General features: G+C 40.8%; 15 protein-coding genes and 1 pseudogene. 11 read left to right on the top strand and 5 right to left on the bottom strand.

Annotation, left to right across the window (positions count from 1 at the left end):
- Positions 1–67: 67 nt before the first annotated feature.
- Positions 68–1,264, top strand: coding sequence for a hypothetical protein (locus ACM0OT_RS18905; RefSeq protein ID WP_414565949.1), 1,197 nt, complete (start codon positions 68–70; stop codon positions 1,262–1,264).
- A gap of 17 nt (positions 1,265–1,281) precedes the next feature.
- On the opposite strand, the gene ACM0OT_RS18900 is transcribed toward ACM0OT_RS18905, so the two are convergent.
- From ACM0OT_RS18900 to ACM0OT_RS18885, 4 genes are all read right to left on the bottom strand, one after another.
- Complete coding sequence (locus ACM0OT_RS18900; protein ID WP_414565948.1) at positions 1,282–2,676, bottom strand: carotenoid oxygenase family protein; 1,395 nt, start codon at positions 2,674–2,676, stop codon at positions 1,282–1,284.
- Between the two features lie 312 nt (positions 2,677–2,988).
- Entirely contained in the window at positions 2,989–3,348 is a 360-nt protein-coding gene (locus ACM0OT_RS18895) for a hypothetical protein (protein WP_414565947.1), read from the bottom strand.
- A 356-nt stretch (positions 3,349–3,704) separates the two neighbouring features.
- Entirely contained in the window at positions 3,705–4,169 is a 465-nt protein-coding gene (locus ACM0OT_RS18890) for an alr0857 family protein (RefSeq protein ID WP_414565946.1), read from the bottom strand.
- Positions 4,170–4,426: 257 nt separating this feature from the next.
- On the bottom strand, positions 4,427–4,663 hold the full coding sequence (locus tag ACM0OT_RS18885; RefSeq protein WP_414565945.1) for a hypothetical protein: 237 nt from the start codon (positions 4,661–4,663) through the stop codon (positions 4,427–4,429).
- 83 nt (positions 4,664–4,746) lie between these two features.
- Here ACM0OT_RS18885 and ACM0OT_RS18880 point away from each other — a divergent pair, with 83 nt between their 5' ends.
- From ACM0OT_RS18880 to ACM0OT_RS18870, 3 genes are all read left to right on the top strand, one after another.
- Positions 4,747–5,082: a hypothetical protein gene (locus ACM0OT_RS18880; RefSeq protein ID WP_414565944.1), complete on the top strand. Its 336-nt coding sequence runs from the start codon at positions 4,747–4,749 to the stop codon at positions 5,080–5,082.
- A gap of 775 nt (positions 5,083–5,857) precedes the next feature.
- Positions 5,858–7,891: a GAF domain-containing protein gene (locus ACM0OT_RS18875; RefSeq protein WP_414565943.1), complete on the top strand. Its 2,034-nt coding sequence runs from the start codon at positions 5,858–5,860 to the stop codon at positions 7,889–7,891.
- Positions 7,884–8,477 carry an SRPBCC family protein gene (locus ACM0OT_RS18870; protein WP_414565978.1) on the top strand — a complete coding sequence of 198 codons (594 nt, stop codon included), beginning with the start codon at positions 7,884–7,886 and terminating at the stop codon, positions 8,475–8,477. Before ACM0OT_RS18875 ends, ACM0OT_RS18870 begins: the two co-directional genes overlap by 8 nt.
- Before the next feature lie 152 nt (positions 8,478–8,629).
- Here ACM0OT_RS18870 and ACM0OT_RS18865 read toward each other — a convergent pair whose 3' ends face one another.
- Entirely contained in the window at positions 8,630–9,823 is a 1,194-nt protein-coding gene (locus ACM0OT_RS18865; protein WP_414565942.1) for an AbrB family transcriptional regulator, read from the bottom strand.
- A gap of 289 nt (positions 9,824–10,112) precedes the next feature.
- Between ACM0OT_RS18865 and bchI the strand changes: the two genes are divergently transcribed.
- From bchI to ACM0OT_RS18830, 7 genes and pseudogenes are all read left to right on the top strand, one after another.
- Positions 10,113–11,237, top strand: coding sequence for a magnesium chelatase ATPase subunit I (gene bchI, locus ACM0OT_RS18860; protein ID WP_414565941.1), 1,125 nt, complete (start codon positions 10,113–10,115; stop codon positions 11,235–11,237).
- A gap of 113 nt (positions 11,238–11,350) precedes the next feature.
- Positions 11,351–11,647 carry a hypothetical protein gene (locus ACM0OT_RS18855; protein ID WP_414565940.1) on the top strand — a complete coding sequence of 99 codons (297 nt, stop codon included), beginning with the start codon at positions 11,351–11,353 and terminating at the stop codon, positions 11,645–11,647.
- Positions 11,648–11,776: 129 nt separating this feature from the next.
- Positions 11,777–11,893, top strand: a pseudogene (locus ACM0OT_RS18850) (DUF4383 domain-containing protein); the annotation flags it as partial.
- A 351-nt stretch (positions 11,894–12,244) separates the two neighbouring features.
- Positions 12,245–12,490 (top strand): hypothetical protein, encoded by a 246-nt coding sequence (locus tag ACM0OT_RS18845; RefSeq protein ID WP_414565939.1) that lies wholly within the window; start codon positions 12,245–12,247, stop codon positions 12,488–12,490.
- Positions 12,471–12,752, top strand: coding sequence for a hypothetical protein (locus tag ACM0OT_RS18840; RefSeq protein WP_414565938.1), 282 nt, complete (start codon positions 12,471–12,473; stop codon positions 12,750–12,752). The genes ACM0OT_RS18845 and ACM0OT_RS18840 overlap by 20 nt, the downstream gene beginning before the upstream one ends.
- Before the next feature lie 155 nt (positions 12,753–12,907).
- Positions 12,908–13,627 carry a rhomboid family intramembrane serine protease gene (locus ACM0OT_RS18835; protein ID WP_414565937.1) on the top strand — a complete coding sequence of 240 codons (720 nt, stop codon included), beginning with the start codon at positions 12,908–12,910 and terminating at the stop codon, positions 13,625–13,627.
- Positions 13,628–13,787: 160 nt separating this feature from the next.
- Positions 13,788–14,459 (top strand): rhomboid family intramembrane serine protease, encoded by a 672-nt coding sequence (locus tag ACM0OT_RS18830; protein ID WP_414565936.1) that lies wholly within the window; start codon positions 13,788–13,790, stop codon positions 14,457–14,459.
- Positions 14,460–14,498: the final 39 nt, after the last annotated feature.

The raw sequence follows: 14,498 nt of genomic DNA, 5'->3' as shown, positions 1-14,498 counted from the left end.
ATGATTAAACTAGCTAAAAAAGCTAGGATCAAATCAAAATTTTGTCAATTATCATACATACACATTTATGCCACGTCGCCATTATCCCCCCGCTTATTTACGTTATTTCAGAGCTAGGTTATGGAATTTAGGCAAACCTAGTTTTTGGGTAACAGCAATTTTTATCTCTGTTTTGGGGTTAGTAATTAGGGAATACTGGCTGAACCCAGATATGTTTACTTATCGGCCAAACCTAGAATTCACTTCCTCTGAGGCTGATGACTCCTCCCTGTCACCAGAAGACAAAGCCATTGCTGCGGATATTGATAACTTACCAGCCTTGTTTAATGACTTTTCACCAATTAATTTGCCACCGATTCCTAGTACCCCTCAAGATAAACCTCAGGCTAACAATAGCAATAAGTTACTTGAGGAAATTAGCAAACAACAACCTGCTAACAGTACATCATTAGGCATAGCTAATGGTACATCAGTACCCCAGGCAAAAAATCCTTTTGTACTAGAAGCAGAAAATTTATTGCAGTTAAAGGCGTTCAATAATACTAGTCAGTCTTTAGGTATCGAATCTGGCTCAGGATCATCTGAACCAACACAAGCAGCCGCAACATCTTCCTTCTTGGACATAGGATTAGTTAATCAGACCGCAAATAATCAAAATATTGACTCAATTAGTCCTTTGCAAACACAGCCTAATCAACCCAACTCTAATGTGTTTGGTTTAAATAATGCAGCTTCTCCTCAAATCAATTCTGTAGGAGAAAGTTCAAATACTGGTGGAGTCATACAGATCCCATCCAAAAATATTTCACCAAGCCAAACTTTTGCACCTAGTACTGGGTTAAATAATGGTGGAGTCATGCAAATCCCACCTAACAATATTTCACCAAGCCCAACTTTTGCCCCAAATACTGGGTTAAATCCTGGGACTGGTTATTTACAGCCTAATACAGTCAACAATTTACCGCCAAACTCATATAATAACTTTAATAGCGGCTCGCCCTTAACCAGCCCAGCATTGCCAACAGCAGTGACATCACCTATTACTTCTGGTGTCCAGACTAATATGGCACCTACTGCTATACAACCGCCCAGTGCAAATGTTGTCACACCAATGACTCCAGTCATAGCCGATCGCAACGGCAATTTAATCTGGCAATCACCTACTCAACAGATGCAGTCTAATTCCTCAGATCCCCGCCAAGTACCAGGACAGGATACGGGTAGGTTTCAGAATAATCGGCCAATTTTGAATTTGAGATTTTAGATTCTACATGGGAAATTTTATAGAGAATTTCTCAGCTGTTCCTCAGAAACCCAGCTACCGTGGAAACCATAAGGTACTCTCTGGGGAATTAGTACCCGCGCCACAGGTGCGGCTGTCACATCTTGGGCGTTAATGACTACCAGTTCAGAAGTAGTGGTATTCTCATCGTGAACAAAAGTAACTAACCAACCATCATCTTCAGATGTGGCATTAAGACGCGGGGCAAATACGGCTTCACCTCCATAACAGCCATGTCCAAATTCATGAGTTTGGGATTTGCCATTGCTCAGGTCATACTTGATTAAACCGTCAAACAGTGGTAATGAACTTTTTGCTAGCTTACTAGCATAGCCGTATCGCATTAGTTGTCCCACGTAATTTTCATTCACCCGGGGAAATTCCGCAGGTACATCGTCTAGCATTTCCTCGCGTACTTTCCCAGTACTGAGATGAAATCGCCAGCAATACAGGCGGGGGATATCTGCGTCTGGATCTGCTGAAGAGTCATCATTTAAAACATTAGTAGACTTCATCCGACAGGCGATTAGTACTACTTCATTTCCATCTTCGTAGGCGTTGAGAGTATGAAAAATGTAGCAGGGAGAACTCTCAAACCATCTGATGTTACTGTTGTCACCATAACGTGGCACTATACCAAAACGACTGGGGCGATCGCGCTCAAACATCATCATAGGTTCTCCCCTTTTTACTCTTTCTAGGCTAAAAGTCAAGGGCAAATCCATAAATATTGTATAGTTTTCGGTGATGGCAAAATCGTGCATCATCACGCCTATAGGCAAATCAATGGGCACTGTCTGCAATAACTCACCTGCGGCTGAAACTACACTGTATTGCAAGTATGGTGGAGTGAAGGAGTAACCAAAAAACATCATTTCACCGTTATTTGGATCTACCTTGGGATGGGCTGTAAAGGCAGAAACCAGCTTGCCATTATAGGTGTATTCACCTTTTGTCTTTAAATCAGGCAGCTTGATGGCGTGTGGCGCACCGCCTTCATTCAATGCCAACATTTGACCAGCGTGCCACACTAACGCAGTATTGGCAGTGTTTTTATATCCACCGTGGGGATTATCCATTTGTGGCGGTTCTAATAACCCAGACCAGACAGCTTTACCTGCGGCTTGTTCTATTTTCCATCCTTGTGTTCGCACATAACGATTGCTATAAGTAGCTTGGCCGTTGCTAATTCTGACACCGTGCAACATACCATCCCCGTCAAACCAGTGATATTGGCCAATGGGTGACCACTGAGGATTAGGGCCATTCCGCACAAATATTCCTGATAGGTCGGGAGGTAACTCACCTATGACTTTGAGGGTATTGGTGGTGATTTCTTCACGCACTGGAGCAAAGTTGCCATTGAGATATGGATTAATAGCAGTAGTTGTCATTGTGTTGATTGTGTGAAGGTATAAACCTGATCATGGCACTTTCTCTATATTAGCGATCGCCTAATTTGTGCTTATCAACTATACCGACGAATATTTAGAGTTTCTCAACGCTATTTAATTTAGGATCATTTATTTTTTACAAAACTTTTTATCCAGGCAAAATTTTATCTATCAATCAAAAATAATAACAACACCTTATTTCATTTGGTAGCAATTTTTATATTAATGCTTTTTTTGATGGTTGCTAGATATTATAAAAGGGTTATGGAGCGCGCGTGTCTCCATAACCCTTAATTGTTACAATGTGGCTTATTACTTATTACCTGTTACTTTTTCCAAGAAATTCTGCACATTCTCTTCTACTGAGGTTGCACTTTGCGAATTTTCAGGACGCTTCATCTGGTTAATATCAGCATCTCCTTGAACTTCGTTAAGTCCTTTATTCGATTTTTCTTGAACTTCTTTCAGTTTTGGAGGTTCAGATTTAGCGACTTCATCAGTTTTTCGTTGGGTTTCCAGAAGTTGTGTAGTGCCTTCTGTAGGATTACTTTGATAGCTACTAATTGCAAAAGCGGGTAGCATATTATTGAGTAGTAGCAGTGTGCAAGCAAAAGCTAGAATTACAAAACGTACTGGGCGTAAAACAGATAAAACAAAAGAAAACATTTTCATTTTTAGTCCTCGATAACAGCATTAACAACGCTAGAATTGCACTTTATAAATAAAATCCATTGCTTTAATTAAATTAAACAACAGGATTAAATTATCAATTGTGCCTCTATGTTTAATTACTTTAAACTATGAAATAGTGAAGAATATTTTTTGTATTTCCGCCTCGAATCATCAAATTGCAAATGCCTAAATAATTCTTGCGTTGTCCAAAAATATTCCGCCAGTCAATTCCATCTTTTACACTTTTACTGGGAAATGACTAATGCTCGTATCGACCTGAGGAATGAAGTTTATTTTAATTGTCTTGACAATAAAATCAATCGCTAGATAGAGACTGGTCTAATTATCTACATTTGTTACTCCCTCATCACAGACGCACAAACTTGTGCTTCTTGCCAAAGTTGATGCAAAAATAACTCAATGCGTGAAGACTTAGGTACAGATGCTCCCATTTGCAAAAGGTCACCGTTTATAGAAAGATAACTATTGTTATTAGGCGCATCGCTAATAGTCGTAACAAACACACCCAAAGCAGTTTCAGAATTCTCTGATAACCACGAACCGCGTAAGGTGACTTCTATGTACTCAGTATCACAGGCACACAGGGCAATAATTTCACTATCGTATTGTTTTATCTCAGCCTGAAGCAAATCTACTCCTGGTAAATCAACAGGAAGCAAAAAGGAAGCCGTGCTAGGTTCAACGCCCAGGCTGTAGCCTACACGCATTGCCAAAACCACTCGCTGCGCTACCCATTGTTCTAAGGAGTGATTAAGACACTCTAAATAAAAGCTTCCTTCGGTATAAGTTAATTTCAGCATTCCTTATGCTCTCCTGTGATTCCAGGTTTGCTTGCACATTTTCCCTGCTGGCAAAATCCCCGTTACTTCATCCAGGGGATACGCTGAAACAGTGGTAAGTAATTTTGAGCAAGCACCACTACAAAATGGCTCTAAAAGTTGTATTGCTTTGGGATAGCGTATTGAATATCTGCTCACAACTGCGCTCCTTATCAAAAACCCCCGCTTCTTATTGGGATGAAGCAGGGGTTAAAATTTGACCGAAAAACTTTCTGGTCTTATGTCGGTACAGTATTACTCAGTCTGTATCCCCTGCTGTTTTTATTTATTTTTAGTTGTCCACTCAGCACACTAATGCCGATATATCTAAAATCATCATTACCCTCTGTGATTTGCCGATGCTCTCGATTACTATCACCCATAAATAAATACTCCACTTCCACAGTGACTGATTCCCAACTGGCTCGACAATTGGTGGCACACAAGAAAGTAGAGATGGGGTAAACGGATTTCACAGAAAATTTCACCTATTGAACATTCCTTTAAACATACTACACTTGTATTACCATCCTGTCTACACATTTAAGGAGAAAAAGTAATGCATACAATCACTCGCACCCCAACCACAGACATGGAAGTTACCAGCATTCGCCTGGAGCGGGAACTTAAAGATAAACTTAAAGAAATAGCTGGCAATCAGGGATATCAAGCCTTGATTCGAGATATCCTGTGGAATTATGTCCAACAAAAATCAGGTGAGTGGAAACCCCGATTTTCGCGAGCCGACATCCGAGCTAGTATAGCTGCCATAGCCCAGCAAGAAGAACGTTGTGTACTCACAGGTCAGTTAATTCAACCCCAACAACCAATGTTATTAGGACTCACGAGGAATGGCGATATGGTTCCTCTGTGTATCGAAAGTTTAGCTGGTTAACTTGTATTCTGGTGGATGCAGCTCAGTTAATCATTCAACTGGGTTGCATCGCCAATTTATCAATTTATTATGATGTCTGGCATAGATAAATTGTATAAATTTTAACATTAAAAAATACCTACTTAGATGATAAATTATGAATAAAGTTGTGTTGTTTTTGGCATTCATCGTCACAAAAGTTGACCAAGGCAAGGAATAAGTTCAACAGATCAATAAATGATCGAAATTATCGAAAATAAAAGTTAAATTGAAGTATCAACTGAGTCTCTTGCTGCCAAGATCCAGAAATCGTCACAGCTTTTCCCTGATCTCTGTCCTCAGAGTATTTAAATTTTCGGCAGTCTAAGATAAAGTTTGTTAATTGTGTTATTTTTTTGTAAAATCCAGTACTTATTCCTAAAAAATGAACCAGTAATAATACGGTTATTATTCGAGAGTTATAGTTCCAATTCAGGAGAAATTACGGTTTATGGATAGTTTACAGACAAAGTATCCTAGTTGCAAGTTAGTTTATTAAGTCTGCACAAACATCTAAGTAGTACTTAGATGAAACATCTTAGTATATTCTAAATATTTTAGTACTTATGTAGACATCAGTTAAATATATCAGCAACTTGGTCATCTGAAAGAGAAAGGGGCTATAACAGGTGAGAGAAAGTCTTAATCAGAGATGGGTAACTCACTATCAGGGTGTAGCAACGTAACTAACAGTGAAGAATATGCCAAGAGATTGGGTGCAGAAAACATGGGGTAATTATCCAAGAGCGTGCCAGGAATGAAAAAGCGTTTATCATTGCCACTACAGTCCCCAGATGACCTAGAGCGATTACAATCATACCCAGTTAAGCTGATGCAGCATCAGGAAGAAGCAGTCCACCAGCTAGCGCAAACAATTAACCACATCATTGCCGACAGTTCGATTACGGCATTGATGCTAGAAGAAATTGCTCAATTACTAGGAGTTACCTTTAAAGTAGATTGTTGCTGTTTAGTGACAGTTACCAACGAAGGTGGAGGTGAGGCGACTGTTGCTAATTGGTGTTCCCAAGAGTATCTGGGGATGCCCTACCCTAGTGAGATGTTCTCCATAGAACAATTAATGATGGACTTGCCAGTAGTACAATGTGCTGCTGAACCGTTAACAATTGAGGACATTTCGACTATTCAAAATAGTTTAGTCGTTGGATGTCAATATCTACCATTACCAATTAAAGCTGTTTTGGCAATCCCCACGCGGTTTGGGGGAAAAAATAACGGTGTGGTTTGTCTGATTCATTTCCAGCCTTACGATTGGAATGAGTCGGAAAAACGTTTGCTCAAACAAGTAGAGCCGTCTTGCGCCATCGCCTTTTCTCAAGTGCTACAAGCACAGTTAATCGCTACTCAAAACCAGTCTCTTCAAAAGACTAACCATCATCAAAGCTTGATCAAGCAATTAACTATATTAAGTCGGACTAACTTGGAGTTAAATCAGATGCTCCAGTTAGCGATCGCCTCAACTGCCGAGTCGTTACAGGTAGATCGGGGTTTACTTATACTCTTAAAATACACAGATCCACTATTTAGAATTCAATCTAAAAAACAAATTCCCAAAGCCAAAGCCACTGTTGCGGGTGAATGGAATCGAGGAATACCCAGTACCCAAACTCATAAACAAGATGCTTTAAATCAGTCATTCTTGCTTGCAGATTGTGGTTTGTGCCAACGCGTATTTATTGACTCCAGCAAACCAGTGCTGATCAATGACTATACAGAAATTCCAGAGAATTGGACAGTTGCTCCATTATTTGCCATTGAATTTTTACCTACAGTGCTGTTAATGCCATTAGAGAACCAAGGCAAAATCCTGGGATTCTTAGTGCTACAACAAGCAGTACCCCGTAATTGGCAACTAGCAGAATTAAATCTTGTGGAGATGGTTTGCGCCCAGGTAAGTAATGCCATCATTCAATCACAGACATTACGCCAAGTTCAGACTGTAGTAGATGAGCGGACTGCCAAATTAAAAAGCAGTCTGGAACTGCAAGCAAAACTGCATGAAAGAACACGGCAATACGTCGAGCAGTTGCGGGAACTCAATGAACTCAAAGACGAATTTTTGAGCAACATGAGCGATCGCCTGCGCTACCCGCTGACAAATATGCTGATGTCAATTAAAAATTTACGTCTGCCAGGAATAGCACCAGAGCGCCAGGCTAGATACTTAGATATCTTGGAGCAAGAATGTACCAAGGAAATCAACTTAATTAATGACTTACTGACCTTACAAAAACTAGAGTCGGAGCAAGAAGCACCGCAGTTAGAAACAATTAATTTAAATAATAAAATTCAAGAATTGGGCATAGCTTTTGAGAAAAGGTTAGTAAATAAAGGTTTGAGCATTACCGTAGATTTACCGACAGAATCGTTAACACTACAAACCGAACTAGAAAGTTTTGACCGCATTCTCCAAGAATTATTAAATAATGCTTATACATATTCGGAGCATGACAGCGCTGTCCACTTGCAAGCGTTTCACCGAGTAGAAGAACAAGTTGATCAAGTTATTATTAAGGTGACTAACATAGGACGTGCCATTTCCGAAGAGGAAGCAACCTATATTTTCGACAAATTCCGTCGTGGTAAAGGGCGTTGGCATCCAGGCACTGGACTGGGACTGGCTTTAGTCAAATCTTTAGTCCAGCACTTGCATGGGGCGATCGCTGTTGAGAGTACACAAATCTCAGATTCCCCATTGAGTGAAGTTTGTTTCACTCTGACTTTGCCTCAATTTTCTGATGTAAGCAAACCATATGCCGAAAGTGACTGAACAAAACAACACCATAGAGAATTTTGACTTTCAAGCTGCTAGCGATGACATCAGCCTCGAAAACAACTTGGCTGCTGATGCAGTTGGTTTACCGGATGTGGCAGTCCAAATTGAGAAAATAGCGGAGCGACAACGGCAAATTACTGCTAAAGTTCAAATTCCTCGTCCTGTTGAACAAATCTGGAAGGTGCTGACAGATTATGAAGCCTTACCTGAGTTCATTCCCAACTTGGCGAAGAGTTGTCGCCTGGAGCATCCTCACGGTGGTATTCGACTCGAACAAATAGGCTCTCAACGCCTACTCAAGTTCAACTTTTGTGCGCGTGTAGTTTTGGATTTGGAAGAATGCTTCCCCAAAGAAATTAATTTTTCTATGGTGGAAGGGGATTTTAAAGGCTTTTCTGGTAGTTGGTGCCTAGAACCATATTCTCTAGGTGAGGACGTCGGGACTATTCTCTGTTACACAATCCAAGTCTGGCCTAAATTGACTATGCCAGTGACAATTATTGAACGTCGCCTGAGTAATGATCTGCGGTTAAATCTTCTGGCGATTTACCAGCGTGTAGAGCAGTTAACTAGTATCTAGTAGTCTGTTCCATTAATTGTGAGGAGTTGGAGGAGTCACGAAAAAAGTAGGCCTTGACACTCCCCTATCAAGTTACAGTTTCTCCACAAGCTGGGATTTCAGTATATCCTAGTGTATTTGTTGACGTATCCTCACCCCTCTTCCCTGACTTACTAAACAGGTTCCGATAACTGACTATCAAGATGGCGAAATAAAAATATCCACAGTGGTAAGGAACTATTAATAGCGATAAGTCGCACTAAATGACCCGCTGTGACAATTTCTACATTATGATTTAATGCTAGCGACACTAGTATCATTTCTGGCGCTCCTCCTGGTGCTGTGACTAAAAGACAAGTTAACCAGTCCCAAGAGGTTAATTGCATAGCCAGAATAGCGGCAGCAGCACCGGCTACAAGAGTCATACCCACAGACACAAAAGCATAACCTATAGCTTTTCTATCTAAGTTGGGATTATCTCCCCAATACTCTCCAATGGTAATTCCTAGCAGTAGTTGACCCAATAATTTGATGAATAATGGCGAGTCCAAGTTAACGTGACCCCAGATAGGTAGCCAATGTAACACAGGATTAAAAGCTATACCAACTAATAATGCCCCACAAAACTCGGCAGCAGGAATTTTGCACAATGCAGCCAGATACACTACGAATACGGTGGTTAGAAGGGCTAACAATAGTAATCCTAATTGAGATATATTAAAATTCAGGAATATATCTGTCACAGGCAATGTTTGTGGAATCAGTACATGATCAACTGACACTGATGTCCGAGCAATTAAAGGAATCAGCAAAACTACAGTGGTGACACGAATTGCCTGCACCAGGGCGACTAAAGAGACATTTCTATCATAATCGGCAGCAATAGATGCCATTACGCCCACACCACCGGGAACAGTAGCCAGCAAGGAAGTTAATAAATTGGTTTGACTCAGGCGAGAGTAAATATAGCCAATGCAGCTACCACATAGCAGCAAAAATAAAGTGAGAAAAATAAATATAGGAATACCAGAGGCTAGAACAGTGAAATTACTACTGCTGCTTGACACGCCCACAGACAAACCCACTAACGCCATACCCACCTTTCTGGCAGTGCGGTTTGGTGGGGGAGAGTATTGATAAAAAATTCGACATCCTTGCAGAACCATAACACCAGCCGCAATTCCGCCAAATATCCAAGCAAATCCACCGACGTGTAATTGAAATAACGCTAAACCCAAAGGCAGTGCCAGTAGCATTTCCCAGAAGAGGACAATTAGTCGCTTCATGGATAGCAGCGGTTTAGCAATAACAGGATTTTCATGAGTGATTTCCTCTGGGGTGGGAGTAACACTGAGGTTTTGGTTCATCGATAAAGGGTTGTTAAATTAATTTTGCTATGCACTCAAAATAACGCGGTCAGCGTAGGTAAGCTGTTAGGCTGATATTTTATTTGTTCATCTGTTTTAGGTAAGGAAATAATTACAAAAATTCGACATGTTGCAGGCTATCTACTACAAGTCGGGGAACCCTGCTAACGCACTAGCTCAACTTTTCGCCAAATCCAAAATGGTATAACCTTCCATTTCTCGTTCTTCCATTCCCTAACTGTGGCACAATAAAAAATTGTAATCAGAAAAATATTGTTAAGGTAATTTAGTGACTCCAACTGCTCAATCCACGGCAAGTGCGCGTCGCGTGGTATTTCCATTTACAGCAATTGTGGGCCAGGAAGAAATGAAACTGGCACTGCTGTTGAACGTGATTGATCCCAAAATCGGTGGTGTAATGATTATGGGCGATCGCGGTACCGGCAAATCCACAACTATTCGAGCCTTGGCTGATTTGCTGCCAGAAATCCCTGTGGTTGCCAATGACCCCTTTAACAGTGACCCCAACGACCCCGATGTGATGAGCGATGAAGTCCGCCAAATGGTAGAACAAGGGGCGGAAATTCCTGTAGCTCATAAAAAAGTGCAAATGGTAGACTTGCCATTAGGAGCGACAGAAGACCGGGTTTGCGGTACTATCGACATCGAGAAAGCTTTATCTGAAGGCGTCAAAGCCTTTGAACCGGGGCTACTGGCTAAGGCTAACCGGGGCATCCTCTACGTAGATGAAGTCAACTTGCTAGATGACCACCTAGTAGATGTGTTACTCGACTCTGCTGCCAGTGGCTGGAACACCGTAGAACGGGAAGGTATTTCTATTCGTCACCCAGCACGTTTTGTGCTTGTAGGTTCTGGTAACCCCGAAGAAGGTGAATTGCGTCCCCAACTATTAGACCGTTTTGGGATGCACGCAGAAATTCATACAGTTAAAGAACCAGCTTTGCGGGTGCAAATTGTGGAACAAAGGTCGGAATTTGACCAAAATCCTCCACATTTTTTGGAAAATTACCAGTCCCAGCAAGAAGCTCTGCAACAAAAAATCGTCAACGCGCAGAATTTGTTGCCAGAAGTTAAAATTGAATACGACCAACGGGTCAAAATTTCGGAAGTTTGTTCAGAACTGGATGTAGACGGTTTGCGTGGTGATATTGTCACTAACCGCGCTGCCAAAGCATTAACAGCATTTGAAGGGCGCACGGAAGTGACTGTTGATGATATCAGGCGTGTAATTACATTATGTCTGCGTCACAGATTGCGGAAAGACCCCTTAGAGTCCATTGATTCTGGCTACAAAGTAGAGAAAGCCTTTGCACGGATTTTTGGTGTAGAACTACCAGACGATGACACTGCACAAAAAAATGGTACAGGACAAAAGTTAGGAGCAAGAAATTAAAAGCAAGAAGTGTTGAGTTGTGAATAACTCTTTCATGACTCAGCACAAGCTAAACCCCCTATGCTCTCAGCGCAGCTATGCCCATATAGCTTTACAGCACTCAGTAATGAATTATGAGATTGTGGAATTTCTGGTTAAACAGCTTTATATTAGCTAGCCAATACAACCCGCCTAGGTTTGTAGAGTTATTGATGCTTATGGTAGCGATCGCTATGCTGATAGTAGCGATTATATTACCCGATAGACCTTATTTAGTATTAGGTTTAAGCCTTGTAGTGGGAGCATCCATTTCTATCCTAGTACGAGAAGCGATCGCCCCTTCACCTCAAACAAAAGTCACCCGACTCACAGCACTCTTATTGCTTTTCATTAGTTTCTACGGCTTTGCCGATTTGCTGTATACCCTGTAATGGGGAAAATAACAAAAATACTTCGTTCGTCACAAACAAAAAGGTGAAAATAACGACGACAAATAATGTCGTCCAAATTTTAAAGCTGGTATTTATATGATGAAATCTCAACAATTCTGGAGATACTCTCTGCCACTTTTTAGAAATAATATTTGGCTCAATCCCATAGCTGCGATCGCTGCTGGCTATTACGGTATTATCATTCCTGCAAAAATGATGGGTGTTAACGTATCTGAAAATCTTTAATTAATTATAAGTAAAAACACCGGAAAAATTTCAGGCTTAATAATTATGCTATGTGTTGCAGAGATAAAAATATTCTGAAACATTTTCTTAACTAGGAATTGAAAAACTTAGGTAAGGGATTTCCCTGTAATAAATTATTCAGCTTTTGTAATTAAAAGGACTTCTGTAGTGGTCTTTAGACAAGGAGCTATTCTGTGATTTGGAATTCCTTCAGCAAGATTGCTAGAGTAACCTTTACGCAAATGCGCTGACACTTGCTTGTCCCATCTTCATAAATCCCGCAAAAATACGGTTACGCTAACTTGTACTTCTGATCAAAACTGCAATTATCCAGTTTACTAGGGTGCATAGATGAATAGCCCTGCCAATACGGTGATCCGATTCAATCTGGAAATGGCCAAAGAAGTTGCTCATGAATGGGAGCAAGCTTCGCATGTTCAAATCAGTACTTATTGTCTAGAGATTTTAAAAGAAATCGGATGCTCTGATACTGAACTTCCAGTCAACTTACAGACTCGCGAACAGCAACTAAATTTTATCGTAGGTTTTGCATCTTTAGCGTTTGGGGAGGTACAAAATGTCCAGAGCGTTAATTGAAGATATCTTTAACGAACCAGAATGGTCAGAAGAGACTGCTTTTCCGGCAACTGATAAAGAACTGTTAATTTTAACCCAACAACTTTCCGGTTTTGAAGTTCCCATAAAAGTTTTCTTACAAGCCGTGGCTATTGCTGCGTATGATTGTGAATCAGCATTTCGCTACGCTGATAACTATTTGACTATGGTTCAACGCAAAAACAAAGGTAAAAGTAAAAATTTATTATTATTTCGGACTTCACCTAATTTTGCCAACAATTGAGGTGCTTTTGTTGACATAAGTCTGCCCTTCAACGCTAATCGTCAGAAGGGCTTGTTTTTTTTGGTAAACATCATAATTTTAGACCACAGGTAGAAGAAAATACTGACAAAATTCCGTAATCTGAGACTAGTTGCTCGAACATCAGGAAAATACCAGTGGTTCCAATTAAAGATGATAATCCTACAAAAATCACTCCTTATGTGACTTATGGATTAATTGCTGCCAATGTTTTGGCTTTTCTTTATGAAGCTAGTCTTCCTCCCCAGGCATTAAATGGGTTTTTACATCTGGCAGCTGTCGTCCCACGAGAACTTTCATTAAGTTTTGCTGGCGTTTCTGTCAATCAGCCAGTACCAGAATGGGCAACATTGATTACTGCACAATTCTTACATGGCGGTTTTTTGCACCTAGCCGGCAACATGTTGTTTCTCTGGGTATTTGGTAACAATGTAGAAGAGAAATTAGGCCGTGCCAAATATTTACTGTTCTATTTATCTTGTGGTGTCTTAGCCTCTTTAGCCCAGTGGTTCTTTGCCCAAAACTCTAATATTCCATCTTTAGGAGCAAGTGGGGCGATCGCAGGTGTGATGGGAGCATATATTCTGCGTTTTCCCAATGTCGAAATTTTGGGTGTAGTACCTTTAGGATTTTTCTTCCCCACATTTCGCGTTCCGGCGTATTTTTTCTTAGGATTATGGTTTATTCAACAAGCTTTTTACGGGCTTGTGAGTCTAGAAGCACCTACCAATATTGGTATGGAAGGTGGCGGTATTGCCTACTGGGCCCATGCAGGTGGTTTTCTGTTTGGTGCAGTTCTGGGGCCATTGCTGGGTTTATTTAGTGATAAATCCGCGGAAGAATCTCAATACGGTTAGGGTATCGCATCCATTGCACTAAGGCCTCTAATGCTTTCTCCCTGATACCTCTGAGTATCAGGGAGAAAGTCAAACTGTTAGAGGCTTTTGATCAGCCTAAATTCACACATGTTAACAACACAGGGTATATTGCAAATATTGATAATTAGGAAAAGCACCTGTGTTTCCCCTCTATGATGAAAACCCGACGCGAATCACACCGTATCTAACTTACGGGTTGATTGGGATGAATATTATAGTTTTTCTTCATGAAGTGAGTCTGTCAAGTGCAGAATTAGATCAATTCTTCCGAATGTATGCGTTAATACCACAAGAATTAACTAATAACTTTGCCCAGGAATGGCCAACTTTATTTACGTCGCAATTCTTACATGGTGGTTGGTGGCACTTAATCTCAAATATGGTTTTTCTTTGGGTCTTTGGTAACAATATTGAAGACCGTTTAGGCCATGTCAAATATCTAATATTTTATCTAGCTTGTGGTGCTTTAGCCGCCTTGTGCCAGTGGTTTATTAACACGGATTCAACTATTCCGTCTTTAGGGGCTAGTGGGGCAATTGCTGGGGTGCTGGGTGCATATATTATCCGTTTTCCGCAATCAAGAATTTTGTCCTTAGCTTTTTTGGGCTTTTTCGTCACCACAATCAGGATTCCTGCCATGATTCTGATCGGCATTTTCGTGATCCAAAATGTTATATCTGGTCTTGCCAGCCTGCAAGCTGCTGCCAATATGAGTGTAGAAACGGGTGGAGTTGCTTACTGGGCACATATCGGCGGTTTTGTGTTTGGGGTAATTCTTGCCCCATTATTTGGGTTATTCAGGCGCGACTAACTAACACATAAAAAAAATAATCAATCGCGCTTTGGTGAG

The sequence above is a fragment of the Anabaena sp. CCY 9613 genome (assembly GCF_963920895.1).
Lineage (GTDB): Bacteria > Cyanobacteriota > Cyanobacteriia > Cyanobacteriales > Nostocaceae > Cyanocohniella.
Note: the sequence above shows the minus strand (reverse complement) of the source record. Positions and strands in the feature narration are given on the sequence as shown.